The organism is Janthinobacterium sp. BJB426, from assembly GCF_002735705.1.
In the GTDB taxonomy this organism is placed as follows: domain Bacteria; phylum Pseudomonadota; class Gammaproteobacteria; order Burkholderiales; family Burkholderiaceae_D; genus Janthinobacterium.
In genome coordinates, this window is sequence record NZ_PDZL01000008.1 from 176,956 (window position 1) to 203,817 (window position 26,862).

The 26,862-nt window shown below is 62.6% G+C and carries 20 protein-coding genes; 14 read left to right on the forward strand and 6 right to left on the reverse strand.

Translation table 11 applies throughout. The features are described 5' to 3' along the window. Window positions 1-5 precede the first annotated feature (5 nt). The 5 genes from CSQ93_RS15280 to CSQ93_RS15300 form a co-directional block, all read right to left on the reverse strand. Entirely contained in the window at window positions 6-1,148 is a 1,143-nt protein-coding gene (locus tag CSQ93_RS15280) for an efflux RND transporter periplasmic adaptor subunit (protein ID WP_099378766.1), read from the reverse strand. Continuing rightward, entirely contained in the window at window positions 1,145-2,602 is a 1,458-nt protein-coding gene (locus CSQ93_RS15285) for an MFS transporter (RefSeq protein ID WP_158301242.1), read from the reverse strand. Before CSQ93_RS15285 ends, CSQ93_RS15280 begins: the two co-directional genes overlap by 4 nt. Before the next feature lie 122 nt (window positions 2,603-2,724). Further along, window positions 2,725-4,053, reverse strand: a complete 1,329-nt coding sequence (locus CSQ93_RS15290; protein WP_233516198.1) for a virulence factor — start codon at window positions 4,051-4,053, stop codon at window positions 2,725-2,727. Window positions 4,054-4,183: 130 nt separating this feature from the next. After that, the gene (locus tag CSQ93_RS15295; RefSeq protein ID WP_099378767.1) at window positions 4,184-6,319 is read right to left on the reverse strand and encodes a T6SS effector phospholipase Tle3 domain-containing protein; all 2,136 of its coding nucleotides are present in this window, start codon (window positions 6,317-6,319) and stop codon (window positions 4,184-4,186) included. 140 nt (window positions 6,320-6,459) lie between these two features. Beyond that, a complete protein-coding gene (locus tag CSQ93_RS15300; protein ID WP_099378768.1) occupies window positions 6,460-7,317 on the reverse strand; it encodes an MBL fold metallo-hydrolase in 858 nt (285 codons plus the stop codon). Window positions 7,318-7,482: 165 nt separating this feature from the next. Between CSQ93_RS15300 and CSQ93_RS15305 the strand changes: the two genes are divergently transcribed. The 7 genes from CSQ93_RS15305 to CSQ93_RS15335 all read left to right on the forward strand — a co-directional run bounded on the left by CSQ93_RS15305 (window position 7,483) and on the right by CSQ93_RS15335 (window position 16,401). Further along, window positions 7,483-7,719, forward strand: a complete 237-nt coding sequence (locus tag CSQ93_RS15305) for a hypothetical protein (protein ID WP_099378769.1) — start codon at window positions 7,483-7,485, stop codon at window positions 7,717-7,719. Window positions 7,720-7,841: 122 nt separating this feature from the next. Beyond that, window positions 7,842-8,090: a hypothetical protein gene (locus CSQ93_RS15310; RefSeq protein WP_076571626.1), complete on the forward strand. Its 249-nt coding sequence runs from the start codon at window positions 7,842-7,844 to the stop codon at window positions 8,088-8,090. Between the two features lie 329 nt (window positions 8,091-8,419). After that, on the forward strand, window positions 8,420-9,307 hold the full coding sequence (prpB, locus tag CSQ93_RS15315) for a methylisocitrate lyase (RefSeq protein WP_034783951.1): 888 nt from the start codon (window positions 8,420-8,422) through the stop codon (window positions 9,305-9,307). 80 nt (window positions 9,308-9,387) lie between these two features. Beyond that, the gene (prpC, locus tag CSQ93_RS15320) at window positions 9,388-10,542 is read left to right on the forward strand and encodes a bifunctional 2-methylcitrate synthase/citrate synthase (RefSeq protein ID WP_035819899.1); all 1,155 of its coding nucleotides are present in this window, start codon (window positions 9,388-9,390) and stop codon (window positions 10,540-10,542) included. A 23-nt stretch (window positions 10,543-10,565) separates the two neighbouring features. Next, complete coding sequence (gene acnD, locus CSQ93_RS15325) at window positions 10,566-13,160, forward strand: Fe/S-dependent 2-methylisocitrate dehydratase AcnD (RefSeq protein ID WP_099378770.1); 2,595 nt, start codon at window positions 10,566-10,568, stop codon at window positions 13,158-13,160. A gap of 61 nt (window positions 13,161-13,221) precedes the next feature. Then, a complete protein-coding gene (gene prpF, locus CSQ93_RS15330) occupies window positions 13,222-14,412 on the forward strand; it encodes a 2-methylaconitate cis-trans isomerase PrpF (RefSeq protein WP_099378771.1) in 1,191 nt (396 codons plus the stop codon). Window positions 14,413-14,514: 102 nt separating this feature from the next. Then, entirely contained in the window at window positions 14,515-16,401 is a 1,887-nt protein-coding gene (locus CSQ93_RS15335; RefSeq protein ID WP_099378772.1) for a propionate--CoA ligase, read from the forward strand. A gap of 44 nt (window positions 16,402-16,445) precedes the next feature. Here CSQ93_RS15335 and CSQ93_RS15340 read toward each other — a convergent pair whose 3' ends face one another. Beyond that, the gene (locus tag CSQ93_RS15340) at window positions 16,446-17,159 is read right to left on the reverse strand and encodes a S24 family peptidase (RefSeq protein WP_099378773.1); all 714 of its coding nucleotides are present in this window, start codon (window positions 17,157-17,159) and stop codon (window positions 16,446-16,448) included. Window positions 17,160-17,308: 149 nt separating this feature from the next. On the opposite strand from CSQ93_RS15340, the gene CSQ93_RS15345 reads away from it, so the two are divergent. The 7 genes from CSQ93_RS15345 to CSQ93_RS15375 all read left to right on the forward strand — a co-directional run bounded on the left by CSQ93_RS15345 (window position 17,309) and on the right by CSQ93_RS15375 (window position 26,851). Then, window positions 17,309-17,725 carry a FeoC-like transcriptional regulator gene (locus tag CSQ93_RS15345; RefSeq protein WP_099378774.1) on the forward strand — a complete coding sequence of 139 codons (417 nt, stop codon included), beginning with the start codon at window positions 17,309-17,311 and terminating at the stop codon, window positions 17,723-17,725. Between the two features lie 18 nt (window positions 17,726-17,743). After that, window positions 17,744-18,286 carry a hypothetical protein gene (locus tag CSQ93_RS15350; protein ID WP_099378775.1) on the forward strand — a complete coding sequence of 181 codons (543 nt, stop codon included), beginning with the start codon at window positions 17,744-17,746 and terminating at the stop codon, window positions 18,284-18,286. Between the two features lie 339 nt (window positions 18,287-18,625). Next, the gene (locus tag CSQ93_RS15355) at window positions 18,626-19,831 is read left to right on the forward strand and encodes a phage tail tube protein (RefSeq protein WP_099378776.1); all 1,206 of its coding nucleotides are present in this window, start codon (window positions 18,626-18,628) and stop codon (window positions 19,829-19,831) included. 74 nt (window positions 19,832-19,905) lie between these two features. After that, entirely contained in the window at window positions 19,906-20,349 is a 444-nt protein-coding gene (locus CSQ93_RS15360; protein WP_034751875.1) for a hypothetical protein, read from the forward strand. Between the two features lie 104 nt (window positions 20,350-20,453). Further along, window positions 20,454-20,693, forward strand: coding sequence for a phage tail assembly chaperone (locus CSQ93_RS15365; protein WP_442778331.1), 240 nt, complete (start codon window positions 20,454-20,456; stop codon window positions 20,691-20,693). A 51-nt stretch (window positions 20,694-20,744) separates the two neighbouring features. Further along, window positions 20,745-25,385, forward strand: coding sequence for a phage tail length tape measure family protein (locus tag CSQ93_RS15370; RefSeq protein ID WP_158301244.1), 4,641 nt, complete (start codon window positions 20,745-20,747; stop codon window positions 25,383-25,385). Next, a complete protein-coding gene (locus CSQ93_RS15375) occupies window positions 25,382-26,851 on the forward strand; it encodes a hypothetical protein (RefSeq protein WP_099378778.1) in 1,470 nt (489 codons plus the stop codon). Before CSQ93_RS15370 ends, CSQ93_RS15375 begins: the two co-directional genes overlap by 4 nt. The last annotated feature ends 11 nt before the right edge of the window (window positions 26,852-26,862 follow it).

A 26,862-nucleotide genomic window follows, 5' to 3' on the forward strand; every position in this document is an offset into this window, starting at 1 on the left:
TCTCCTTATGCGCCGCTGGCGCGCGCAGCGGCCACCAGCACTTGGTCGCCCGGGCGCACCTTGGCCGCGCCGGAGACGATGACTTTATCGTGCGGTCCGAGGCCGGACAGCACGATCTGCTTGTCGCCCCGCAGGCCGCCCAGTGCCAGTTTGCGCGGCGCCACCTTGCCCGCCGCGTCCACGACGAACACCATCTTTTTGTTCTGGTCGCTGAGTATGGCGGCGTCGGGCACCAGCAGGCGCTCCTGCGCCGCGCCGACGGGGATGCGCACGCGCGCAAAGCTGCCCGGCATGATGGCGCGGTCGGCGTTGGCCAGGCTGGCGCGCAGGCGCACGGTGCCAGAGCGGGCGCTGATTTCGTTGTCGACAAAGTCCACGCTGGCATCCTGCGCGGGGCCGCCGCCGTCGAATGCCAGTTGCACCTTCGATGGCAGTTTGCTTTGCTGGCGCAGGCGCTGGAAATCCGCTTCCGACAGGTCGACCATGGCGCGCACGGGGCTGTGCGCGACGATGGTGGTCAGTATGCCGCTTTGCGCCGCGCCGCCGGCCACGTAGTTGCCGACATCGACGCGGCGGTCCGACACGGTGCCGGCGATGGGCGCGCGCATGGTGGTAAAAGACAGTTCCAGTTCGGCGCTGCGTAATTCCGCCTGGCTCAGCATGACGGCCGCCTGCGCGCCTTCCAGTTCGCCGCGCGCCCGTTCCAGCTCCTCGGTGCTGGCTGCGCCCGTTTGCTGCAGCCGGCTGCTGCGCTCGAACTGGGCCGTGGCCAGCTTGCTGCGTGCATTGGCCTGGGCCAGGCCGGCCCGGGCACGGTCGCGCGCCGCCGCGAAGGGGCGCGGGTCGATGACGAACAGCGCATCGCCGGCCTTGACCTGCTGGCCATCGCGAAAGGTGATCTGCTGCAAATAGCCCGACACGCGCGAGCGCACTTCCACGCGCTGCGACGGTTCGATGCGGCCCGTGTAGTCGAGGGTCGCCTGCACCATCGACGATTCGGGCAGCGCCACGGACACGGTGGGCTTGGGCGGCGGGTCGCCAGGCGCGGCCTGGGAACGGCCGCAGCCGGATAACGTGGCGTTGCAGGCCAGGGCCAGCAGCAGTAACAGCGGGACGGGCAGGGACGGGATCGGACGGTGGCGCATCATGCGGGGTCTCCAGAAGGCGTGGGTGGCTTGGCCAGGGCGCGGCCGAGCACGAAAATGGCCAGCGCTGCGAGCGCCAGCGCGCTGGCCACGCCAAAGGTGGCGTGCATGCCGCCGATCATGGCGGCTGGCGGAGCACTGGCGATATCGCTGATGCCGGCAGCGAAGACGGCGCCCATCACGGAGGCGCCCGTGACGAGGCCCAGATTGCGCGACAGATTGAGCATGCCGGAGATGACGCCGCGCTGCTCGGGAACGATATCGCCCATCACTGCCGTATTGTTGGCTGCCTGGAACAGTGCATAGCTGGCTGTGAGCAGCATGATCGGGACGACATAGCCGGCAATGCCCAGGCTGGCGGGCAGCAGGGCCAGTGCCAGGCAGGCGCCGGCTGCGCCGCACAGGCCCGCGCCGCCCATGCGCTGCGCGCCGTAGCGGTCCACCAGCCAGCCGGACGGCACGCCGCAGAACGCCGCCACCAGCGGTCCGGCTGCCAGTACCATGCCGGTGGCGGCCGTGCCCAGGTCCAGGCCGCGCGCCAGGTAGAAGGGGCCGACCACCAGGGTGGACATCATCACCGTCGAGACCAGCATGCTGGTCGCCAGGCCGGCGCTGAGCACGGGCGCGCGCAGCATGGCCAGGCGTATCAGCGGCGCCGGCGCCTTCAGTTCGACCCGGACAAACAGGATGGCGCCAACGCAGGCGGCCAGCAGCAGCGCCACGTTGCGCGCGCCGAAATGGCCGCGGCCCAGGGTCATGGCCAGCGCATAGGCGCCCAGGGTCAGCGCCAGCAGCACCGTGCCGCGGTGGTCGAAGACGGGCCGTTGGGCGTGCGCGCCGCGCTGGTCCGCCGGCAGGTAGCGCCAGGCCAGCAGCAGCGCCACGCCGGCCAGCGGCACGTTGACGAGGAAAATGGCTGGCCAGCCGAAGCGCGCGATCAGCAGGCCGCCCAGCGCGGGGCCAAGCGTGGTGCCGACGGCGGACATGGTGCCGAGCAGGCCCATGGCGCTGCCCGTCCTGGCCTTGGGCACGGTACTGCCGACGAAGGCCATGGTCAGCGCCATCATGACGGAGGCGCCCAGTCCCTGCAGGGCGCGCGCGGCAACCAGCAGCCACAAGGTGGGCGCCAGGGCACACAGGATGGAAGCAAGGGCAAACAGCGCGATGCCGGCCAGCAGCAGGCGGCGCCGGCCGACCATGTCGCCAAGGCGGCCCACGCTGACGATCAGGGCGGTGATGGCCAGCAGATACGCGAGCACAATCCATTGCACATCCTGGAACGGCGCCTGCAGTGCTCTCGCCATGTCGGGCAAGCCCACGTTGGCGATACTGGTGCCCAGCGCGGGCAACAGCATCGCCAGCGACAGGCAGGCAAGCGCGCCGCGCACGGGGCGCGTGGCGCTACCGGCTTCGGTGGCTTGCTGGTCGGGTAGCGCGGGTTTTGAAGGTGGTTGCATGGCGTGGCGGATCCTCGAATAGGGTCACCACATGGTACTGAGGGATCTGGCATGGCGGAAGACGCATCATTTGCATTGTGTTATTGCGTTTGACGCCATGTGAGGAGCATTGCCTTCGGACTTCAATCTGAGTAACCCTGCATATCGTCCGCCGTATCGTGACGGATGCCCCACCACGGCAAATACGCATGGTTTTCGCCGCGCGCGCGGAACCAAGGCTTGTCGTGATTGATGGGCCGTACCTTGTCCGGCGGCGACACCAGCACGCCCGTGACGCTGGCAGGATCGCTGGTGCCGGCCACCAGCACGGGTTTGCCGACGTGGTTCGCATGGGCGATGCCCAAGGCCACGTTGGTCAGCGCCGTGCCGGCGCCCATTTCACCCAGCAAGGCCGGCGTATTGAAAGTCTGCGGCAGGAAGTCGAAGTTGGGTATTTCCAGCGTCAGCGCCTGCGCCAGCTGGCCCAGGCGATCGGAGGAGGTGAGCAAGGTCTGGTTGGCGTCGTGGATGACGTAGCCAATATCGGTCTCCGTCTTGCCGCCCTGGCGCGCCGCTTCGGCAAATAGCGCCTGCCAGGCCTGCACGGCGCGCGGCGGCTGGTCCTTGCTCAGTTCAAAATCGGCCACATTTTTCGTGGCCGGATAGCCTATCCACGCCAGCGCCGCCCGCTCCGTTTTGTAATCAGGGCCGGCCAGCACCAGCAGCGCCAGGTTTTCATTGATCTGCATGGTTTTCGGCTGGCTCGGCGCATCCCAGTTCATGACCCATACGGTTTGCTGCGGATGCGCTTCCAGGTAGGCCAGCGCGGCTTGCAGCGAGATGAAGCCTGCATTGTTGCCGCCCAAGGTGATGCGCACATCGGGTGGGGTGGCGCGGGTCCAGAGCGTGGGGAAGTGGGTGTTGCCGATGTCGAAGTTGCTGATAATTTCATCTTTTATTGTCTGATGAACTTCTGGCGGATCGAATTTCCCTTCAGGCAGGGCATACTCCACGCGGATGCCGGCCAGTTCGCGCCAGTTCTGTTTTTGATCCTTGGGGTAGACGTGGTAGAAGTAGGTGGGGCTGGAAAAATAGATATCGTGGAAATTGCTCATCAGTTCTTGTAAATACTTATGGTGGTAACCCTTGAACGTTTCCCTGCCATTGATATCGTGAGCAATGGGGGCGACGGCCTGCAAGGTGCTGAAGCCCCTGGGATCCGTCCTGACCATATCGTCATTTTCGTTGGGCTTGGCCAATCCCAACGTCCATAGCAGCTGCCACTCGGTCGGATAGTCGAGCCGCTGCAGCGGATTGAGCCACTGCAGGCCCACCACTTGCGCTCGGAAGGGAACGTGGGCCGTGCTTGCTGGGAGAGCGTCTTCTTTCTGCGCAGGCTGCACGGCGCAGGCCGTCAATAGCGTAAATAGGGAGAAAGCGGCGAGCACGGGTAGCGCAAGGAACTGTTTCATGAGTTCTCCAGGTGAATGGATAGTCTGGTGACCTGCATAGCTTGACCAGTTGAGCCAGAGCGCAAGGCAAATGACAATGAGAGATGCGGCGAGCGCCCAAGCCAGTCGCTGGCGCGGCGTGGCAATGAACTTACGCACCGTCGGTCCTCAGCGCAAAGTTGGTGGAAATGTCGGCAGGCCTGGCATTCTGGCGCTCGTCAACGATGCTTTCTGGTTTTTTGGCGGGGCTATCTTTATCATTTGCCCATTCAAATAGAGGTACTCCTTTAAATTTCCCCTTGTTGTAGTACTCAAAAAATTCTTTGTTTTTGTCGGTATTCTCCAGTCCTCTTAGTATTTGCCAATCCGCCGCGACCCTTAATTCGCGCAACGCCTCCTGCCTGATCGTGCACACCCCCACCGCCACGTCATACGCCAGTGCCTTTTGCGCATGCTCGGAATTGGTCATGATGGTCGAGTGATCGGTGGCGTGGGCGTCGATGTTGGCAGCCAGGTAGTTCTGAATTTCCTGCTTGCGCCAGGCATTGAATTCCTTGCTAGCCTCCTCCGGCTTGTCCACCGCCGTCACAGGCTTTCCTTTTTCGACCCAGCCGTCGCGCCTGGCCTGCATGCGCAGCATGGCGTTCTGTTCATAGCGCAGCGCCGCCTCGGTTTGCGCATCGCCCTTGCCCTGGGAACGGTAGGGCGCATACGCGCCATCGGCTTCGGCGGCGCGGTCTTTGTGCAGGGAGTCGGCCGGGGCATCGCAGCCTTCGTCAAACTGGTCGCTGATGTCGGCAAAGCGCTTCGAGTGCGGCAGGAATGCCTCGGGCAGCTTGGGCGCCTTCATCGGCAGCCGCCAGGACTTGGGCGGCAGGGCGTTGATGCGCGTGCCGGCTGCTTTGGAAAGCACGATGGCGATGGGCGCGAACAAAAAGGTCAGTATCTTGCGTCCGATGCCTTTGCCGGCCCGCATGCCCTTTTTGATCGAGTACTCGGCGACAAGTGAACGCGGGTGCCAGAAATCGAGGCTGTCCGGCGTCAATGGCTGGCCATTGCGCTGCCAGATATCGTAGTCCTTTTCATTTTCCTGGCCGACAAGGTGGTTTTGCGCAAACACGCGCTGGGTGAAGACGCCGTCGCCGCCCGTATCGGCAATTTCCTGTGCCGACAAGCCGCGCCAGCCTATGCCTTGCACGGGCGTGGCGGAAATCACCTGGTCGTGCGGATTGAAATACAGGGTGACCCTGCTATAGGTAGAGTCCCGCAAGCCATAGTCTGCGCGGTCGAACGCGGCCGTATAGCTATCCTTGCGTTCAGGTTTGCGATTGGCACTGCACTCGTCGACAAAGGCGGCATCCTGCTGCATTGCCGAGCGGGTGCGCAGGATGTTGAAAAACGTTTTCAAGGTTTGCGTGCGCGCCGCATACTTTTGCCGGCCCGTGTTGCCGTGCTCATCCGTCAAATGGCCGCTGACCCAGTTTTCCGTGAAATTGCTGTCGAGCAGGCTGTAGGGCGGGTTGCACAGTACGTAACAGTCGGCCACGGCGGAAGCGCCCAGCGTCTCGCCGAGAAAGGCGGCCGCCATAGCCACCATATTGCCCTGGCTATGGCAGACGATGGTGACGGGCGCGTCGTGCTGGCACGTTCTGATCGATTGCACGAGCCGCGCCAGGCGCCAGGCGGCGAACACAAAATACGGGCGTGGCGGACAGGCATACACTTGCCGGTCATTCGTCGGGTTCATGTGCTGGATATGCATCCACAGGAACAGTTCTTCCGACAAACCCTTGCCCCACAGATCAGGCAGGGCGCTGCAGCCGTTGGCGAACGGTCCGCCGCCCCAGTAATTCTTTTCGTTGAGATAGATGCCGTCGCCAAACGCCTGCAATTCCTCGCCGTTGGCCTTGTAGCCCCAGCGAAAGCGGATCACGGGCGAATTGGCGTCGTCCGCTTGCAGGAAGGTGGTGGCATTGCGCTTGGGATTGAGGAAGCCGTCATCCGTTAATTCGGGTGCGTAAGTGGCGGCCAGCATCTGCCCGGCGGCCGGGCCGGGGATTGCCAGGTCCTCATCGCGGCGTTTCAGGCGGGCATTCAGGCCTTCGCACAGGCCTTGTTCCGCCTGCTCATACCATTCACCGTTGGAATTGACGCCGTGCACGAAGATGATGATGCCGGGACGCGGCAAGCGCGTGACGGCCTTGAGCAGCGCATGGCTGAACAAGGTCGTGCCTTCGGCTTCGGAGAGCAGGATGCAATTGCTATCGAGCGTAGGGTCGGGCGACATGCGGGCGCTCCGTCAGCGTTAAGCAGGAAAAGGCGGCGCCAAAGCGAACTCAGGCAATCTGCACTGTATGCGGATTGCCTGAGTTGGAACTTGCGTGGTGTCAAGAAAGGAGGTGCGAGGGGCGGGGATTGCCGGAGGAATCAGATCGCGTTCAGCGGTATTTTGAGGTAGCGCACGCCGTTGTCTTCCGGCTCGGGCAGCTTGCCTGCATTGATGTTGACCTGGATGGCGGGCAGGATCAAGGTCGGCATGTCGAGGGTGGCATCGCGGCTGGTGCGCATGGCCACGAATTGGTCTTCCGTGATGCCGTCGCGCAAGTGGATGTTGCCTGCGCGCTGTTCCGCCACCGTCACTTCCCAGCGCGCCTCGCGGCCATTGGGCGGGTAGTCGTGGCACATGAACAGCCGCGTTTGCGGCGGCAGCGACAGCAAGCGCTGCGCGGAGCGGTACAGCAGGGCAGCGGAACCGCCGGGGAAATCGCAGCGGGCCGAGCCTACGTCCGGCATGAACAGGGTGTCGCCGACGAAGACGGCGTCGCCGATCTGGTACGCCAGGTCGGCCGGCGTGTGGCCGGGCACGTGCAGCGCGCGCACTTCCAGCTTGCCGATATGAAACACCTGGTCGGGCGCGAACAGCTGGTCGAATTGCGAGCCGTCGGCCCTGGCGTCATCCTGGTGGTAGACGGCCGCGAACGCCTGCTGCACCGTCTGGATGGCGGCGCCGATGGCCACGTCGCCGCCCAGCTGCTGCTGCAGGTAGGGCGCGGCGGAAAGGTGGTCGGCATGCGCATGGGTTTCCAGCAGCCAGCGGCACTGCAAGCCATGTTCGCGCACGAAGGCGATCACCTTGTCGGCCGAAGCGGTGGACGTGCGGCCCGCCTTGGGATCGTAGTCGAGCACGGAATCGATGATGGCGCAGTCGCGGCCATCGGCCTCATACACAACGTAGGTGACGGTGGCGGTGGCGGGGTCGAAGAAAGCTTGGATTTGTGGAGTCATCACGGCGGCAAGGGACGGGCAAGGAAGGGCATTATATCGCCAGAGTTCGCTAAAAAAATGCTGAAAATGGACATTTAACATGCGAAAAACAGATAAGCGCCCGTCACAGTCGTGCGCACCCTGACGCTTGCTGCATGGTAACCTCATTCTTCCAAGGAGGAATTCATGAACGATATCACTGCACGCAGCGAACAGTACCGCGGTTTTACGATTTCCGTGACCCCGCAAAAGGATAACGACGATTTATGGGATTTTACCTACCGCCTGCAGCGTGAGGGCGAGCCGCAGGCGCAGGCGATCACGCGCAGCCGCACCCTGGGCGGTTACGCGGCCCCCGAGACGGCTTGCACGGCTGGCCTGGAAGTAGCGAAGACGGAAGTGGATAATCTGCTGCGCCCTTGAGCCAGCGTAAATCGTTTAGCCCGAAAGTGAGCGGACTACGGCTGGCGCGTGAAACACGTCCCTGCCAGCCGCGCTTCATGCTACGATTTCCACTATTGAGTCAGTCACGAAGGAGGCACCCCATGGATAACAGTTCTAAAATTCACTATAAAGGTTGGGAAATCGTTCCCCTGGCCGTGCCCACCACCGATGGCAAATGGTCGGCCAGCTGCGACATCGAACGCGCCACCGCGGAAGGCCTGGAGGTATTCGAAGGCTCGACCATGCAATTCGTGCGCGACGACGAGGACGGCGCGATTGCCGCCGCCTGCGAAGAAGCCGTGCGCCAGATCGACAACATCATCGCCAATCCGCTGGTAAGGCTGGCCTAGTTTTACTTCGAAATATCACTCTCAGCCGGCGCTCGCCGGCTGTTTTTTTTCATTCCCGCTTTTTCCTTGCCTGTTGCATGTTTCATTCAATGTTTCAAAATGAATTGCTTGAAACAATTATGAGACATTGTTGACGCCAAACGTGACATCGCTGTTCCCTCGCGTGACAGCCACGCTGCGTGGCCGCTACAGCCGTTTGCTCGCCTTTTCGCTCTGCAACAACGGGTTTTTCCTCTGGTCGAAGGGTCCTGGCACGGCATTTGCAATACCCATGCTCATAGCCACTCCGTGAAACATTCGGGACCATCCGAAACCCATAAGGTGAACACATGACTCAATACTCAGCAGGTGCCGCATTCCGCAAGGCCGTCCAGGAAGAATCCCCGTTGCAAGTCGTCGGCGCCATCAACGCCAACCACGCCTTGCTGGCCAAGCGCGCCGGCTACAAGGCTATCTACCTGTCCGGCGGCGGCGTCGCGGCCGGCTCGCTGGGCTTGCCCGACCTGGGCATTTCCAGCCTGGACGACGTGCTGACCGATATCCGCCGCATCACTGACGTGTGCGACCTGCCGCTGCTGGTCGACGCCGACACGGGCTTCGGTTCGTCCGCCTTCAACGTGGCGCGCACGGTGAAATCGATGATCAAGTTCGGCGCGGCTGGCCTGCACATTGAAGACCAGGTGGGCGCCAAGCGCTGCGGTCACCGTCCTGGCAAGGAAATCGTGAGCAAGGAAGAAATGGTCGACCGCATCAAGGCGGCCGTCGATGCGCGCACGGACCCGAATTTCGTCATCATGGCACGCACCGATGCGCTGGCCGTCGATGGCCTGGAAGCGGCGCTGGAACGCGCCGTCGCCTGCGTCGAAGCGGGCGCCGACATGATCTTCCCGGAAGCCATCACGGATCTGGACATGTACGCCACCTTCGCCAAGGCCGTCAACGTGCCGATTTTGGCCAACATCACGGAATTCGGTTCCACGCCGCTGTTCACGCTGGACGAATTGCGCAGCGCGCACGTGGGCCTGGCCCTGTATCCGCTGTCCGCCTTCCGCGCCATGAACAAGGCGGCGGAAAACGTGTACCAGGCGCTGCGCCGCGATGGCACGCAAAAGAATGTCGTCGACACCATGCAGACGCGCATGGAGCTGTATGAATCGATCAATTACCACGACTTCGAGCAAAAGCTCGATGCGCTGTTCGCCGCGCAAAAGAAATAAGCAGAAATAAGCAAGAAGCAGGGGCCGCATGCCGGCCCCGCAGTGACGCAACCGAGACTAGTCAATTTTTGGAGAAATCAATGAACGCACCGCAAGCCGCCACTTTCAAGCCTAAAAAATCCGTCGCCCTGTCCGGCGTCACCGCCGGCAACACGGCGCTGTGCTCGGTCGGCAAGACCGGCAACGATTTGCATTACCGCGGCTATGACATCCTGGACGTGGCCGACAGCTGCGAGTTCGAGGAAATCGCCTATCTGCTGGTGCACGGCAAGCTGCCGACGTCCGCCGAACTGAAAGGCTACAAGGCCAAATTGAAATCGCTGCGCGGCTTGCCGTCGGCCGTGAAGCTGGCGCTGGAAGCGCTGCCGGCCGCCGCCCACCCGATGGACGTGATGCGCACGGGCGTGTCCGTGCTGGGCTGCACCCTGCCGGAAAAAGACGACCATAACGCGCCGGGCGCGCGCGACATCGCCGACCGCCTGATGGCGTCGTTCGGCTCCATGCTGCTGTACTGGTACCACTACAGCCATAACGGCAAGCGCATCGAAGTGGAAACGGACGACGACTCAATCGGCGGCCACTTCCTGCACCTGCTGCATGGCGAAAAACCGTCGGCGTCGTGGGAAAAAGCCATGCACACATCGCTGATTCTGTACGCGGAACACGAATTCAACGCCTCGACCTTCACCAGCCGCGTCATCGCCGGCACGGGTTCGGACATCCACTCGGCCATCACGGGCGCCATCGGCGCGCTGCGCGGTCCGAAACACGGCGGCGCGAATGAAGTGGCGCTGGAGATCCAGAAACGCTATGACAACCCCGATGAAGCGGAAGCGGATATCCGCGAGCGCGTGGCCAACAAGGAAGTGGTGATCGGTTTCGGCCACCCCGTCTACACGATTTCCGACCCGCGCAACGTCGTCATCAAGGAAGTGGCGCGTTCGCTGTCGCAGGAAGCCGGCTCCACGAAAATGTTCGACATCGCCGAGCGCCTGGAATCGGTCATGTGGGAAATTAAGAACATGTTCCCGAACCTGGACTGGTTCTCGGCCGTGTCGTACCACATGATGGGCGTGCCGACGGCGATGTTCACGCCGCTGTTCGTCATTTCGCGCACTTCGGGCTGGGCTGCCCACATCATCGAGCAGCGCATCGACAACAAGATCATCCGCCCGAGCGCCAACTACGTGGGCCCGGAAGATCTGGAATTCGTGCCGATCAAGGACCGCAAATAATGAGTACTGCATTGACTACCCCGATGAATACCCTGCACCGCAAATCCTTGCCGGGCACCCAGCTAGACTACTTCGACACGCGCGCCGCCGTCGATGCGATCCAGCCAGGCGCCTACGCCACCTTGCCCTACACCTCGCGCGTGCTGGCCGAAAACCTCGTGCGCCGCTGTGACCCGGCGACATTGAATGCTTCGCTGAGCCAGTTCATCGAACGCCGGCGCGACCTCGATTTCCCATGGTTCCCCGCGCGCGTCGTCTGCCATGACATCCTGGGACAGACGGCCCTGGTCGACCTGGCCGGCTTGCGCGACGCCATCGCGGCCCAGGGCGGCGACCCGGCCCTGGTCAACCCTGTCGTGCCGACGCAACTGGTGGTCGACCACTCGCTGGCCGTCGAATGCGGCGGTTTCGACCCCGACGCCTTCGCCAAGAACCGCGCCATCGAAGACCGCCGCAATGAAGATCGTTTCGACTTCATCGACTGGACCAAGAAGGCGTTCAAGAACGTCGATGTGATTCCGCCGGGCAACGGCATCCTGCACCAGATTAACCTTGAGCGCATGTCGCCCGTGATCCAGGTGCAGGATGGCGTGGCCTATCCCGACACCCTGGTGGGCACGGATTCGCATACGCCGATGGTCGACGCGCTGGGCGTGATCGCCATCGGCGTGGGCGGCCTGGAAGCGGAAAGCGTGATGCTGGGCCGCGCCTCTTGGATGCGCTTGCCCGACATCATCGGCGTCAAGCTGACGGGCAAACCGCAGCCGGGGATCACGGCCACGGACACGGTGCTGGCGCTGACGGAGTTTTTGCGCAAGCAGAAGGTCGTCTCGTCCTACCTGGAATTCTTTGGCGAAGGCGCGTCGCACCTGACCCTGGGCGACCGCGCCACGATTTCCAACATGGCGCCGGAATTTGGCGCCACGGCCGCCATGTTCTACATCGACGCGCAAACCATCAAATATCTGAAACTGACGGGCCGCGACGACGAACTGGTTAAACTGGTGGAGCTGTATGCCAAAGAAACGGGCCTGTGGGCCGACAGCCTGGTCGACGCGCAGTATGAGCGCGTATTGACGTTTGACCTGTCGTCCGTCGTGCGCAATATCGCCGGTCCGTCGAACCCGCACAACCGCGTGCCGACGTCTGAGCTGGCCGCGCGCGGCATTTCCGGCGTGGTGGAAAACGAGCCGGGCAAGATGCCGGACGGCGCCGTCATCATCGCGGCCATCACCAGCTGCACCAATACGAACAACCCGCGCAACATGATCGCCGCCGGTTTGATCGCGCGCAATGCGAACCGCCTTGGTTTGACCCGCAAGCCGTGGGTGAAATCGTCGCTGGCGCCCGGCTCGAAAACCGTGGAACTGTATCTGCAGGAAGCGGGCCTGATGCCGGAGCTCGAAACATTGGGCTTTGGCGTCGTGGCTTTCGCCTGCACCTCGTGCAACGGCATGTCGGGCGCGCTCGATCCCGTCATCCAGGAAGAAGTGGTGTCGCGCGACCTGTACGCCACGGCTGTCCTGTCGGGCAACCGCAACTTCGACGGCCGCATCCACCCGTACGCGAAGCAGGCTTTCCTCGCCTCGCCGCCGCTGGTGGTGGCCTACGCGATCGCCGGCACCATCCGTTTCGATATCGAGAAGGATGTGCTGGGCCATGACGCGGACGGCAAGCCGATTTTGCTGAAAGATATCTGGCCTTCGGACGAGGAAATCGACGCCATCGTCGCTTCCAGCGTCAAGCCGGAGCAGTTCCGCAAGGTGTACATTCCGATGTTCGCCGCGCAGGCGGACGACGGCGTCAAGGTCAGCCCCCTGTACGACTGGCGTCCGCAGACGACGTATATCCGCCGTCCGCCGTACTGGGAAGGCGCGCTGGCTGGCGCACGCCCCTTGAAAGGCATGCGTCCGCTGGCCGTCCTGGGCGACAACATCACCACCGACCACTTGTCGCCATCGAACGCCATCATGCTCGATAGCGCGGCCGGCGAATACCTGGCGAAGATGGGCTTACCGGAAGAAGATTTCAATTCCTACGCCACGCACCGGGGCGACCATTTGACGGCGCAGCGCGCCACGTTTGCCAATCCGACCCTGAAAAACGAGATGGTCATCGAGGACGGCAAGGTGAAGGCCGGTTCGCTCACGCGCATCGAGCCGGAAGGCACAATCTCGCGCATGTGGGAAGCCATCGAGGTGTACATGGAGCGCAAGCAGCCATTGATCATCATCGCCGGCGCCGACTACGGCCAGGGCTCCTCGCGCGACTGGGCCGCCAAGGGCGTGCGCCTGGCCGGCGTGGAAGCCATCGTGGCCGAAGGGTTCGAGCGCATCCACCGCACCAACCTGGTGGGCATGGGCGTCTTGCCGCTGGAATTTCTGCCTGGCGTGAACCGCAAGACGTTGGGCCTCGATGGCAGCGAAACCTATGATGTCGTAGGCGAGCGCACGCCGCGCTCCACCTTGACCCTCGTCATTCATCGCAAGGACGGCGAAACGCTCGAAGTGCCCGTTACCTGCCGCCTCGATACGGCGGAAGAGGTGTCGATTTACGAGGCCGGCGGCGTGCTGCAAAGGTTTGCCCAGGATTTCCTCGAGTCGTCCAAGGCCGCGTAAGCACTTCGTCATTCACCGGGTGGCGTGCAGGCGCGCGCTGCCCGGCTTTTCAGGAAACCCCATGACCCAGACCCCTCAAATTAAAATTCCCGCCACCTACATGCGCGGCGGCACCAGCAAGGGCGTGTTCTTCCGCCTGCAGGATTTGCCCGCCAGCGCGCAAGTGCCGGGTGCGGCGCGCGATGCGCTCCTGCTGCGCGTGATCGGCAGCCCCGACCCCTATGGCAAGCAGATCGACGGCATGGGCGGCGCCACTTCCAGCACCAGCAAGACGGTGATCCTGGCGAAAAGTAGCAAGCCGGAACACGACGTCGACTACCTGTTCGGCCAGGTCTCCATCGACAAACCGTTTGTCGACTGGAGCGGCAACTGCGGCAACCTGTCGGCTGCCGTCGGTTCGTTCGCCATTGCCAGCGGCCTGATTGACGCCGCTCGCGTGCCTGCAAACGGCATCGCCACGGTGCGCATCTGGCAAGCCAATATCGGCAAGACCATCATCGCCCATGTGCCCATGACGAATGGCGAAGTACAGGAAACCGGCGATTTCGAACTCGATGGTGTGACTTTCCCGGCCGCCGAAGTAAAACTGGAATTCCTCGATCCGGCCGCGGAGGAAGAGGGCGGCGGTGGTGCCATGTTCCCGACCGGCAACCTGGTTGATGACCTCGACGTGCCCGGCATCGGCGTGTTAAAAGTCACGATGATCAACGCCGGCATCCCGACGATTTTTGTCGATGCGGACGCCATCGGCTACACGGGCACGGAACTGCAGGACGCCATCAATGGCGATCCGGCCGCGCTGGCCCGTTTCGAGACCATCCGCGCACATGGCGCGCTACGCATGGGCCTCATCGCACATCTTGACGAGGCGGCGAAGCGCCAGCACACGCCGAAAGTGGCGTTTGTCGCCAAGCCGGCCGGCTATGTCTCATCCAGCGGCAAGCAGGTGGCAGCGGGCGAGATCGACCTGCTGGTGCGCGCCCTGTCCATGGGCAAACTGCATCACGCCATGATGGGCACGGCCGCTGTCGCCATCGGCACGGCGGCGGCCATCCTCGGCACCCTGGTCAACCTGGCGGCCGGCGGTGGCCCCCGCAATTCGGTGCGCTTCGGCCACCCGTCCGGCACCCTGATGGTGGGCGCGGAAGCGGCGCTGGCCGATGGCGTGTGGAGCGTCACCAAGGCCATCATGAGCCGCAGCGCACGCGTGCTGATGGAAGGGGTTGTGCGCGTTCCCGGCGACGCGTTTTAGGAAAAATACGCAGGCGGATGGCACGCAGGCGATGCACACAAGCGGTGGCCAGGCCAGTTCGGCCAGGCCCCGATACAAGAATGCACGCATACCGGAGGAGACATGGATTTCGCAGCATTTTATCAACGCTCGATCGACACGCCTGATGCTTTTTGGCGCGAGGAAGCGGACAAGATCGACTGGCATACCCCGTTTTCGCAAGTGCTCGATTATTCCCGCCCGCCGTTCGCCAAGTGGTTTGTCGGCGGCACCACCAATTTGTGCCACAACGCCGTGGACCGCTGGGTGGATAGCCAGGGCGATGCCGCCGCGCTGATCTCCATTTCCACCGAGACGAACACGGAGCGCAGCTACAGTTTTCGCGAACTGCAGCGCGAAGTGGAGCGCTGCGCCGCCATGTTGCTGTCGCTGGGCGTCGTCAAGGGCGACCGCGTACTGATCTACATGCCGATGATCGCCGAGGCGGCGTTCGCCATGCTCGCTTGCGCGCGCATCGGCGCCGTGCATTCCGTGGTGTTCGGCGGCTTTGCCGCCAACAGCCTGGCCAGCCGCATCGACGATGCGCAGCCCAAGCTGGTGTTTTCCGCCGATGCGGGTTCGCGCAATGGCAAGGCGATTGCCTACAAGCCGCTGCTCGACGAAGCCATCCGCATCGCCGCGCACAAGCCGCAGCAGGTATTGCTGGTCGACCGCCACCTGGTGCCGATGGAACTGACGCCGGGCCGCGATGTCGATTACGCGACACTGCGCGAGCAGCACCTGGACGCGCAGGTGCCCGTCACCTGGCTCGAAGCGAACGAGCCGTCGTATGTGCTGTACACCTCGGGCACGACGGGTAAACCAAAGGGCGTGCAGCGCGACGTGGGCGGCTACGCGGTGGCGCTGGCGTCGTCGATGCAATACACGTTTTGCGGCAAGCCCGGCGAAACCTTCTTTGCCACCTCGGATATCGGCTGGGTGGTGGGCCATTCCTACATCGTGTACGGCCCGCTGATCGCCGGCATGGCCACCATCCTGTACGAGGGCTTGCCCATCTGTCCCGATGCCGGCATCTGGTGGAGCATCGTCGAGAAATACAGGGTCACGCGCATGTTCTCGGCGCCGACGGCCATCCGTGTGCTGCGCAAGCATCCGGTGGAACTGATGCGCAAATATGACCTGTCGTCATTGAAGGCGCTGTACCTGGCGGGCGAGCCGCTCGATGAAACCACCTCGCAATGGATCGCCGATGAGCTGAAAGTGGACATCATCGACAACTACTGGCAGACGGAGACGGGCTGGCCGATCCTCTCGGTGGCAAAAGGCGTGGCTGACACGCCGACGCGCCTGGGCAGCCCCGGCCTGGCCATGTACGGCTACCAGGTCAAGCTGCTCAACGAAGCGACGGGCGAGGAGTGCGGCGCGAACGAGAAGGGCGTGCTGGTGCTGGAAGGCCCGCTGCCGCCCGGCTGCATGCAGACGGTCTACGGCGACGATGCGCGTTTCGTCGACACCTACTGGTCCACTTTCAGCGGCCGGCAAGTGTATTCCACCTTTGACTGGGGCGTGCGCGATGCGGATGGCTATTACTTTATTTTGGGCCGCACCGATGACGTGATCAACGTGGCCGGCCACCGCCTGGGCACGCGCGAAATCGAGGAAAGCATCACCAGCCATCCGAACGTGTCGGAAGTGGCGGTGGTGGGCGTGGAGGACAAGCTCAAAGGCCAGGTGGCGATGGCGTTCGTGATCCTGAAGGACCCGCAGGGCTTCGACAGCGTTGAAGCGAAAGCGGTGCTGGAGCGCGAAGTGATGGCCGTCGTCGACCGCCAGCTGGGCGCCGTGGCGCGGCCCGCGCGCGTGCTGTTCGTGCCGCAGCTGCCGAAGACGCGCTCGGGCAAGCTGCTGCGCCGTTCGATCCAGGCTATCTGCGAAGGGCGCAGCCCGGGTGACCTGACGTCGATGGACGACCCGGCCGCGCTGCAGCAAATCCAGGCAGCGCTGGCGTAAACGCCCAATTGAAAGCGAAGTTTATCAATCGATAAATTTCGCTTTCAAATCCGGTCGCTTTCCTTGCGCACGACCCTGCCCACGATCAGGCATTCATTGCCACGGCACAGCTTGCGGTGGTATTTGCGCTGGTCGGGGTTGTCCGACGTCAGCCACCATTCGCCGATATCGCGCGCCATGCGCTTGACCACCGGCTCGCCTTCGTAATTGATGGCAAACACAATGCCATCGGCCGGCCGGTTATCGGCCGTATTGATGATCACCACGTCGTCCTCGTACAGGGCCGGCTCCATGCTCTCGCCCTTGACCTTGATCGCCACCAGTTTTTCCGGGTGGTAGCCATTGCGTTCGACCCAGCTGCGCGGCACGCTGATGGTGCTGCCGTCGTGCGTTTCCGGTTCGATGGCAAAGCCCGTGATGCCTGCCGACAGGCGCAGTTTCACCTTGCGGATCGGGTAGAAGCGTTCATCCTCGCCATCTTCCACCACCACGGCCTGCACGCCGGCCAGCGCGCGTGCCGCCAGCGCCGCCTGGTCGGGCGCCGCGCCCTGGTCGAAATACATGCTGCCCAGCTGCAAGTCCGCTTCCAGCTTGCGCGCGATCTTTTCGCTGAAGGCGCGTCCCTCGCGGTAGGTGGGCGAGAGGATTTGCGAGATGCGCGCCTCGCTCCAGCCACTGACGTCGGAAATTTTTTTGCGCGTGTTGTCGTAGTGTTCGCGGATCAGGGCCAGCAGGCGGTCGCGTCTGTATTGATACATATTCATCTCCACATTAAACCTGAAATTTACCGTTTGATAAATTACCAAATGCTTGACTTTAACATTAGCGATTGATAAAGTCCACTCGTTGCCTGTCGCAAACGCACTACAGCGTCTGCCGGTTGGCGACACCACGGGAGGTCAGGCAGATGTTGAACAGCAGTCAATTGGTGGAAAGCAGGACGGCGCCACGTCAGGGGCGCCAGTTACAGGGACGCAGCAAGAAGTCGCAGCTGCATATCGCCCGCATCGCGCAATACATCCGCGAGCAGGGCCAGGCCAGCGCGGCGCAGTTGTCCGCTTTGTTGGGACTCGATGCGGGCACCATGAGCCGCTATTTGCGCCACATGTGTGGGATGGGACAGATCCACCTGGCGCAGCGCCACTGCACGGAACCGGGGCGCCAGCGGCCCGCCCTGTACGCCTTGGGCGAGCAGGATGACGAGGTCGATGGCTGGGCCGAACTGCCGCCGCAAGTGCGCCGCACGGCCAGCTGGACACGCGGCACGGCGCGCCGCGATCCGCTGGTGGCGGCGCTGTTTGGCCCGGCACAGAACAACGATTAGTATCAACGAGGAGAAATCATGGGGTTTGCAGAAAAATTCATCGCATCGCTGTCGTCGCAGAACTTGCGCGACGATGCCGTCCACCACGACCTGGACGTGATCGCGGCCGCCGCGCTGGCCGGCGACATGGGCGCCTTGCTGTGCCGCGTCAAATATGCGGACGGCACCGTCAGCCGCCTGTTCGAAGGCAATGCGGGCAACCTGGCGCAGTTGCTGCGCGCCTGGACGGCGGCCGTGACGCAGAAGGGCCGCGCGCGGCGCTGGGTCAAGGCGCACACTGCCTGGGATGCGCAGGCAGCCAATACCTTGTACCGCCGCGTGGCCGAAGCGTCGCTCGCGCATTGGCTTGACAGCAAATGCAAGGTTTGCCATGGTACGGGCGTCGTCGCTGCCATGCAGGCCGGCGCACCTGTCGTCTGCCAGGCTTGCCACGGCGGCGGCGAAGCGGCCATCAGCTGCTCCGGCGGCTTCGAACTCGAACGCATCAAGGACATGGTCAGCGAACTGGAAGGCATCTTCCAGTCGCACGGCGCCCGCGCCATGCGCCGCCTCGGTCACTAAAAAGTTTTTGCAATATGCCCGGCGATGAAAAAAAGCCCCCTAGAATAGAGTCTCGATCACGCAGCAACTGCAACACAGCGAATACCGCAGTACACCACATGCTTCTCCACTCGTAATAGACGCGCTTCCAGCGCGACACCGATAGGGGAACTCAGCGCAGCGAACGGCCTTCATGGTCCCTTCGCCCACCTTCCATCCGGCATGGCGCCGCGCCATCCGGACACCAGCCCGCCGCCTCACCGCGTGCGGGTTTTTCATATGTCTTTCCGATTATTCGCAGTTCCTTCCCCAAGACCGCCGCTGGCGGTCTTTTTTTATCCCACGAAAGGTTTTACAACTATGGCATCGACAGCAAACGGCATCGACAGCTTGATCGTTATCAGCAAACAAAGCGCCGAAGGCAGCAAGGCCGCCGCCGGCGGCGGCCAGATTTATCCCCGCGTCACGGCCACCTTCGACACGGAAGCGGACAAATACGCGAGCGCCGAAATCGACGCCAGCCAGCAGCAGGGCGATACCCGCCTGGGCAACTTCCGCACCACGGGCGCCATCAAGGCCGAAGCAGCGTGCGGCACGTATGCGCCGCTGATGGCGGCGCTGCTGCGCCGCGACTTCACGGCGGGCGGCGTCGCTGCCGCGCAAACCACCATCGCGGCCGCCGCCTCCGGCCTGACCCGTAGCGCCGGCTCCTGGCTGGCGGAAGGTTTCCGCGCCGGCAGCGTTGTGCGCATTACCGGCATGACGGCGCCGGCCGCCGCCAACAACGCGAAGAACTTCTTCGTCACGTCGGTCACGGCCACCAACCTGAATGGCCAGTTCATGGACGGTACCGCCATGATCGTCAAGGCGGCTGGCGATTCGGTCGGCGTGGCGGCGGTCGGCAAGCGCAGCTTCACCCCGTTGACCGGTCATACCACCGACTGGTTCACGGCCGAAGTGCAGGATCCGAAGATCGGCGTGCACCGCAGCTTCGTCGATCAATTGGTCAGCAAGATGGATATCGCCGTGCAGCCGAACGGCATCACCAGCCTGGACTTCACCCTGATGGGCAAGGCGGAAGGTCCGACCACGGCCGCGCCTTATTTCCCCACGCCGCTGGCCGCGCCGGGCACCGGCAAATTCTCGGGCGCCACGGCCATGCTGTCGGTGAACGGCATCCCGTCGCAGATCTGCACCGGCATGTCCGTCTCGCTCGACGGCCAGGTCAAGGTCGATCCGGTGATCGGCTCGAAGTACGCCACGGCCGCATCGCGCGGCAAGGTGATGGGTTCGGGCCAGTTCACGGTGCTGCTGCAGGACGCTACCTATCTCGACTACTTCAAGTCCGAGACGGAAATCCCGCTGGCCTACGCCATGGCGTCGGGCACGGCGCCGACCGCTGACGTGCTGGCGCTGGCCATGGGCCGCATCAAGATCACCTCGGCCAAGATCGACGACGGCGAGAAAAACAAGATCGTCACCTGCGCCTTCGACGTCCTGCGCTACAAGGGCACGGACGCGCAGCATGAAGCGACCACCTTGACCATCCAGGACAGCGCGCTGTAAGCGGCTAGCGCCTGCACCAGGGCCGCCTTCCTGGCGGCCTTTTTTACCTTTAATTCATCCAGAAAGCAGCACACATGAACAACGCACAAAAAATCCAGGCAGGTTTCGACATCGGCAACATCCACGCGGCGGCTACTCCCGTCACCTTCGACGTGCCTGTCATCTTCGACGCGGATGGCGAAGCGGTGGCCGGCCTGACCATCGTCGGCAAGAACAGTGAGCAATATCGCGTCGCCAACAACGCCGTGCGCGCCGAAGGCTACAAGAAGTCGGCACGTCGCAAGACGGCCATCGACGCCTCCACCGACGAAGGCGCGGAACTGCTGGTGCAAGCCATTGACGGCAACCAGAAACGCCTGGCACTGGCCGTGGTCACGGGCTGGTATGGCTTCACGAGCAACGGCGCACCCGTGCCGCTCGATCCGGCGCTGCTGGAGGCGGCCTTTGAAAAATACCCGACCTGGCAGGAAAAAGTGACCACCGCGCTGGAAAACGAGTCGAATTTTTTGAAACTCTGACGGCCAGCCTGCTGCGCTACGCCGGGCACCAGTTCGAGCGCGGCGCGCGGGCGGCCGATGGCCATGCCAAGGGCGAGCATATCGACGCCGCCCGGCGCCATCCGCTGTACCGCGCACCGCCCGAGGAGGCGATGCCGCCAATGCCGTTCGAGCTGGCCCACGTGTGGGAATGGTTCGCGCAATTGAACCGCAAGCGGCAGAACGGCATGGCCGTCAACCCCATCGCCAGCACGGAAATCCTCGCCTGGCAGGCGCGCCACGCCATCGCCATCGAGCCGTTCGAGCACCAGTTGCTGGACCAGCTCGACGCGCTGTTTTTGTCGCACCAGCATGCGGCGGGCTGACCCGAATTTTCCAACCCGGCCGCCATGCGCGGCCTTTTTTATGGGCCAAACATGCCAGAGATAACGGAAATACTAATTGTTGTGAATACGGCGGAAGTGAGGGCGGGTACGCAGGCGGTAAACGACCTGGCCGCCGCCAGCGGCGAGGCTGGACATCAAGTCCAGGATGCGAACACCAGGATGCGCGATTCCGAGCAAGTCATGCGTGCGCAGGCCGAAGCGGTACGCGCGGCGGCAGATGCATCCAGAGTCCTTGGTGACGAAAGCAGCGACGCTTCGGATGCCTTGTTCAAGGGTATGACCGCAGTCGAAGGCTTTGCAAGGGCGTCACTGAAGATTGGCGAAGGCGGCATGAACGCCGACGTCGGGAAAATCAAGGATGGCCTGGGGGAGCTGGCGAATGTATCCGGCTTGACGGAATTGGCAGTCACGCGCCTGGGTGCTGGGCCTGTGCTGGCACTGCAAATGCTCGGGGAAGCTGCCGCATTCGCAGCGAATGCCTATGTGAAGGGACAACAGGAGTCGGATAATTTTGCCAGGGCGATGCAACTGACAGGCAACGCGGCCGGCATCACGGAAGGGCAGTTCAATACCATGGTCAAGTCGGTTGCCGATCTTGAAAATGCCGGCATGGGCGAGGCGCGCGCAGCCTTACAAACGCTGCTGGAAACGGGAGAATTTACAGGCGAGGCCTTGTTGTCGGTTGGCGCCGCCGCGGTGGCCACGGCACAGATTACAAACAAGCCGGCAGGGGAGGTTGCCGCGAACTTTGCCACGATGGCTGGCGGTGTTGTCAACTGGGTCGATACCCATGCCGAGGTGTATCGAACGCTGGATGCCAGCCAGTACCAGCATATCAAGACGCTGGTGGAGGAAGGCAAGACCCAGGAAGCGATGATCGAAGTGGCGAACAATTACAACGACGTGCTGAAAAAGCGTGGCGAAAACCTGAGCATTGTTGGTACGGCGATGCGGGCTATTAAGACCCTCTGGTCGAATGGCGAAGATAGTGTCAATGGCATGGGCCGCACAACCATAGTGGAAGACCAGATCAAGCAACTCGATCTGGAGGTCAATTCAGCCAAAGTTACCGGCCATGCCAGCATGGGTACGCATGAAGGCATGGGCATGAGCGGCAAGGAACTGCAGCGATATCTTGAGCAGAGGGCAAAGGAACGGCAGGTACTGGTGACTAAGCTAGCCCAGGAGAACAGTGTTGCCGATGCACAGCGCGGGGTTCAAGAAAAAAATCATGCTGAAAAACAGGCACAGAATGGTATCGACGCGATTAAGGCGCGTTATGCCAGGAGAGTTAACGAGGAGGCTGCAGCAATTGATCAATACAACAAAAACGTTGCCACGCTAAAAGGAACGCCACTGGCGGTTCCCTTTGCTGAGCAGGAAAAGGTGCGTGCCAGTATTCATGCCGCATTCAAGGTTGCGCCACCTTCGCCAGCCTTTGGTTCTGACGATCGTGATGCAAAGCGTGCCGGGCAGTTGCAAGCCATTCAAAGTGAGTTGCGCTTGAAAACGGAGGGCTTTGAGCAGAGCGCCAAGCTCGATGAATTGTATCGCAAGGGGGGCACACTGAGCGACGAGCAATACTTTGAGCGTCGTCAAAACGCCATTCGCGAGCGGGGCAAGGCGGAAGCGGATGCCTACCAGAAGCAGATCGATGTGTTGAGCGCCTTTAAGGCGAAAACGCCGCAAGCTGTTCAGGAAAACAAGAACAAGATCGCCGAAGCTGGCGCCGCCAAAGAGCGAGTGGAACCGAAGGTGCAGGCCGAGTTGGCACAGGTGAATGAAATCGCACGTCAGCAGGCGGCCGAGACTCTGAAAAAACAGGAAGAGGATGCGAAGGCGAAAAAGGACAAGAAGCGCGCCGATGCCAAGGCAGCCGACGAACAACAATGGAAAGATGCTGCCGATGGCGCCAAAGCCTTGGGCGATGCGCTGGAAAAGGCCTTCGGCAAGGTGGGTGGCACGATAGGCAAGGTGACTTCCGCGCTGGTTGACCACAAGAAGGCCCAGCAGGATATTCAACGGACCCTGGCGAATGCGAAGGAGGATGCGAAGGGGGACGAACCAGCGAAAATCGCTGCGAAATCGAAAGCGCAGCTTGATTCCACGCAGGCCCAGATGAAAGGTTACAGCGACATGGCTGGCGCGGCGGCAGGCTTCTTCGACGAGCAAAGTGCAGGCTACAAAGCCTTGACCACGGTATCGCAGGTGTTCCATGCGGCGGAAGTGGCCATGACTCTGGCCGAACTGGTGCCAAAGGGAATCAGCGCAGTGCTGAGCCAAGGATCGGGCGACCCTTATACCGCATTTGGCCGCATGGCGGCCATGGCGGCGATCGTGGCAGGCCTGGGCGTGGCGATTGGTGGTGGAGGCAGTGGTAATGTCGATGTCGCCAAGGAGCGCCAGAAGGCAAACGGCACCGGCACGGTGCTGGGTGACTCATCCGCCAAAAGCGATTCGATCGCGCGCAGCCTGGCCATCATGGAAAAAAATTCCGGGTTGGGCCTGGCGCATACCATTTCAATGGATAACTCGCTGCGCAAGCTCGCTGCCGGTATCGGCAATCTGGCCAATCTGCTGGCACGCGAATCCGTGGCCACGGGAGCGGGCGGAGCTGCTGCAAGTGTGCAGACCGGAACCAAGGTCCTGGGAGGCACGATGGGCGTTCTGGCGGGTACTTCTGCTGGTGGCTTGGGTGGTGCCATGCTGGGTACCTATCTGGGCATGGGCATGGCGGCGATTGGTGGCCCCATCGGATTGGTGCTCGGCAGTGTGGTGGGCGCGGTGTTGGGCAGCGTTGTTTCCAAACTGTTCAATACCTCCAAGACGGTGGTCGATCAGGGGATTACGGGCAAGGCCATGAGCCTGGGCCAGATCGAGGATATCGGTTTTACCGCCCAATCGTATGCTGATGTCAATACCAAGAAGAAAGCATTGGGTTTTACCTATAGTAATAAGAACAAGACGGAGACGGCAGCAATGTCCGATGACGTCAATCAGCAGTTTACGATGATTATCGTCAGCATGGGCAATGCCATTCGTGGCGCCGCCAACGTTATGGGCGTGGCTGGGGGCGATTTCAATGCGCGGATGGACAGCTTCAAGGTCGATCTGGGCAAGATCAGTTTGAAAGGACTCTCAGCTGAGGAACAGCAGAAAGCGCTGGAGACGGCATTTTCCGCGCTGGGTGACAAGATGGCTGATGCTGGCGTCGCCGGCTTGCGCGATTTCGCCAAGATAGGCGAAGGCGCGTTTGAAACACTAAACCGCATCGCCAATGATTTCCAGCAGGTCAGCGATGTCCTGTTTGTATTGGGAAAATCCTTCGGCGTCACGGGGATGGCAGCGGTAAAGCTGAGCGAAGACTTGATCGATACTGCCGGTGGCCTGGAAAAGTTGACCAGCAGCACCTCGTATTTTTACGAAAATTTCCTGACTGAAGCCGAAAGAATGGCGCCGATCACCAAGTCGGTGAATGACGCTATGGGCAAGTTGAGCTTGGGTGGCGTGACGACGATGGATGGCTTCAAGGCTGCCGTACTGTCCGCTGCTGATGGCGTGGCCATCGGAAAAGAAGGGTCGGCTGAATTGTATGTGGCCCTGTTGTCCTTGGCCGAGCCGTTCAAAAAGGCGGCCGACTATGCCGCCGATCTGGCCGCCGTCACGGGCGAACTGGCTGAAGTGAGCAAGACGGCCAGCGATATCGCCAGCGAACGGCGGGACTTACAACAGCAGTTGAATCAGCTGACGCAAAGCGAAGCGCAGTTGCTGGCTGCTCAACGCAGCAGCGTCGCCGAAGTCAATCGGGGGCTGTTCGACCAGATCCAGGCCGTCAAGGCGGTGACTAGTGCAAAGGATGCGCTGGCCAAGGCTTATGAAACGGAATCTGCGGCGGCCAAGTCGGCGCTGGAGAAGTCGAAATCGTGGGTGACGACCTTGAACGGACTCAATGCCAGCATGGCGCTGGGCGCACAGTCGACGCTCACGCCGGAGCAAAAGTACGCCGAGGCGCGGGCGCAGTTCGAGAAGACCCTGGCGGCCGCAAATGCCGGCGACACGACTGCGCAATCAGGATTGTCCGCCGCCGAGCAGGCGTTTCTGACGGCGTCGCAAGTGGTCAACGCCTCCGACGCCCGCTATGCGGCCGATTACGCCCGCGTGGTGGAAGCGAACAAGGAAGCGTTGAAATGGGCGGCCGCGCAGGTCGACGTGCAGCAGGCCAGCCTGGATGCGCTCAATGCCCAGGTATCGGGCCTGATCACCATCAACGACAGCGTGCTGACGGTGGCACAGGCCATTGCCGGCCTGCGGGCGGCGATGGGCGGTGCGGCGGACCTGGGCGTGAAACTGAATAATCCTCCCGTGGTCGCTGCACTTGCCGCGATGACTTCTCCCGTGACAGCGGCGGTCTTCGACCCCGTGCGCTACTCGTCGGCGGCGAACGTCGGCTCCGACGTACTGGTGGCCGAAATCCGCGGCCTGCGCGAAGACAACCAGGCCATGCGCGTGGAGCTGGAAGGCTTGCGCGCCGACCAGCGGGCGCAAACGGGCGCCACCATCCAGGCCACCTTTGAATCGAACGCCAACGCCGCCAGGACGGTGGTCGATGGCGTGGACAAATCGTCCCGGGCATCCGCCTGGGCCAATGCAGTGAAAGGAGAATACGCATGACCGATGCGCAATTTCAGGAATGGCTGCAAAGCCCGTCGGCCATCCGCATGGTGCTGATCGAGGCGCAGGTGAATGTGGCCGGCAGCGAGGTGACGCGATATATCGCTTCGCGGCCCTACGTGACCGGGCCGCTTGAGGTGCCGGCGAATACCGCGTACCAGCCGCTGGCCAAGGGCGGCCTGGCCTTCACGGAACAGGTCAGCCTGTCCGGCGAGGCGGGGTTGTCGGGCGGCGATATCGAACTTGATAACGCCGATGGCGCGCTCGATGGCTGGCTGGACGACGTTTGGATGAACCGGCCGCTCAAGGCCTGGGCCGGCGATGCATCGTGGCCACGCGCCGACTTCCGGCTGGTCTTCGACGGCATCATCGCCGACGTGGCCAGTGCGGGGCGCGAGTCGGTCAACCTGGTACTGCGCGACAAGCTGCAGCGCCTGAATACGCCGATTTCCGAGGCGAAGCTGGGTGGCACGACGCCGAACAAGGACGCCATCCTGCCGATACCCTTCGGCGAGTGCCACAACGTGACGCCCTTGCTGACCAATCCCGCCACTTTGGAGTACGGTTTTCTTGGCGCGGTCGAATCGACGTTTGAAGTGCGCACCAACGGCAAGCCGATTGCTGTGGCCTTGAATGACCAGGCGGGTCGCTTCAACCTGACTACCGATCCGTTTTCCACCACGATCACGGCCAGCGTGCAGGGTGACAAGGGCGGCGGCTATGCGCCGCGCATCGCGCCGCTGGTGCAGCGCATCGCCACGGCCTATGGCAAGGCAGCCGACCGTTTTACCCTGGCTGACCTGGACTTGGACAACCTGACCGCTTTCGATGCGTCCCACCCGCAACCGGTGGGGTTGTATGTAGCGGATCGCACGAACCAGGCGCAGGCGATTCAGCAACTGGCGGCCAGCGTGGGCGCCCAGGCGATCATGTCGCGCACCGGCCAGTTGCGCCTGGTGCAGATCGCGTTGCCGGCCGCCGGCGTGCCTGTGGCGATCGGTCCGGAGCAGATGCGCGAACGCTCGCTGCGTCCCGCGCAGCGTCTTCCGGTGACGGCCGCCGTGAAGATCGGCTTCGACCGGAACTGGACGCTGCAAGCCGCCCTGACGACCAGCATTCCGCCCGCGCATGCGGATTTGTATGCCACGGAATGGCTGACGGAGACGGTGGTCGACGCGGCGGTGCGCACGCGTTACCGCCTCTCCGACGACCCGGTGCAGATCGATACGTGCCTGAAGACGCGGGCCGATGCCCGCGCGGAAGCGCAGCGGCGCCTGGCCTTGAGCAAGGTACCGCGCACCATTTATGAATTTGATGGAGAACCCGAGATGATGATGCTGGAACTGGGGCAGCCCGTGCAATTGCGCGCTGAACGCTTTGGCTTGCAGGACGGCGTGCCGGGCGTGGTGGTGATGCTGTCGCGTTTCTGGCTGACGGGCCGAGTGACGGTGGGGGTGCTGGCATGAGCGCGATAGTG

What these genes read in the sequence shown, in the direction of transcription:
- CSQ93_RS15280 (WP_099378766.1), bottom strand. Translation starts at nt 1,148, where the DNA reads ATGATGCGCCACCGTCCGATCCCGTCCCTGCCCGTCCCGCTGTTACTG.
- CSQ93_RS15285 (WP_158301242.1), bottom strand. Translation starts at nt 2,602, where the DNA reads ATGCAACCACCTTCAAAACCCGCGCTACCCGACCAGCAAGCCACCGAA.
- CSQ93_RS15290 (WP_233516198.1), bottom strand. Translation starts at nt 4,053, where the DNA reads ATGAAACAGTTCCTTGCGCTACCCGTGCTCGCCGCTTTCTCCCTATTT.
- CSQ93_RS15295 (WP_099378767.1), bottom strand. Translation starts at nt 6,319, where the DNA reads ATGTCGCCCGACCCTACGCTCGATAGCAATTGCATCCTGCTCTCCGAA.
- CSQ93_RS15300 (WP_099378768.1), bottom strand. Translation starts at nt 7,317, where the DNA reads ATGACTCCACAAATCCAAGCTTTCTTCGACCCCGCCACCGCCACCGTC.
- CSQ93_RS15305 (WP_099378769.1), top strand. Translation starts at nt 7,483, where the DNA reads ATGAACGATATCACTGCACGCAGCGAACAGTACCGCGGTTTTACGATT.
- CSQ93_RS15310 (WP_076571626.1), top strand. Translation starts at nt 7,842, where the DNA reads ATGGATAACAGTTCTAAAATTCACTATAAAGGTTGGGAAATCGTTCCC.
- prpB (WP_034783951.1), top strand. Translation starts at nt 8,420, where the DNA reads ATGACTCAATACTCAGCAGGTGCCGCATTCCGCAAGGCCGTCCAGGAA.
- prpC (WP_035819899.1), top strand. Translation starts at nt 9,388, where the DNA reads ATGAACGCACCGCAAGCCGCCACTTTCAAGCCTAAAAAATCCGTCGCC.
- acnD (WP_099378770.1), top strand. Translation starts at nt 10,566, where the DNA reads ATGAATACCCTGCACCGCAAATCCTTGCCGGGCACCCAGCTAGACTAC.
- prpF (WP_099378771.1), top strand. Translation starts at nt 13,222, where the DNA reads ATGACCCAGACCCCTCAAATTAAAATTCCCGCCACCTACATGCGCGGC.
- CSQ93_RS15335 (WP_099378772.1), top strand. Translation starts at nt 14,515, where the DNA reads ATGGATTTCGCAGCATTTTATCAACGCTCGATCGACACGCCTGATGCT.
- CSQ93_RS15340 (WP_099378773.1), bottom strand. Translation starts at nt 17,159, where the DNA reads ATGTATCAATACAGACGCGACCGCCTGCTGGCCCTGATCCGCGAACAC.
- CSQ93_RS15345 (WP_099378774.1), top strand. Translation starts at nt 17,309, where the DNA reads ATGTTGAACAGCAGTCAATTGGTGGAAAGCAGGACGGCGCCACGTCAG.
- CSQ93_RS15350 (WP_099378775.1), top strand. Translation starts at nt 17,744, where the DNA reads ATGGGGTTTGCAGAAAAATTCATCGCATCGCTGTCGTCGCAGAACTTG.
- CSQ93_RS15355 (WP_099378776.1), top strand. Translation starts at nt 18,626, where the DNA reads ATGGCATCGACAGCAAACGGCATCGACAGCTTGATCGTTATCAGCAAA.
- CSQ93_RS15360 (WP_034751875.1), top strand. Translation starts at nt 19,906, where the DNA reads ATGAACAACGCACAAAAAATCCAGGCAGGTTTCGACATCGGCAACATC.
- CSQ93_RS15370 (WP_158301244.1), top strand. Translation starts at nt 20,745, where the DNA reads ATGCCAGAGATAACGGAAATACTAATTGTTGTGAATACGGCGGAAGTG.
- CSQ93_RS15375 (WP_099378778.1), top strand. Translation starts at nt 25,382, where the DNA reads ATGACCGATGCGCAATTTCAGGAATGGCTGCAAAGCCCGTCGGCCATC.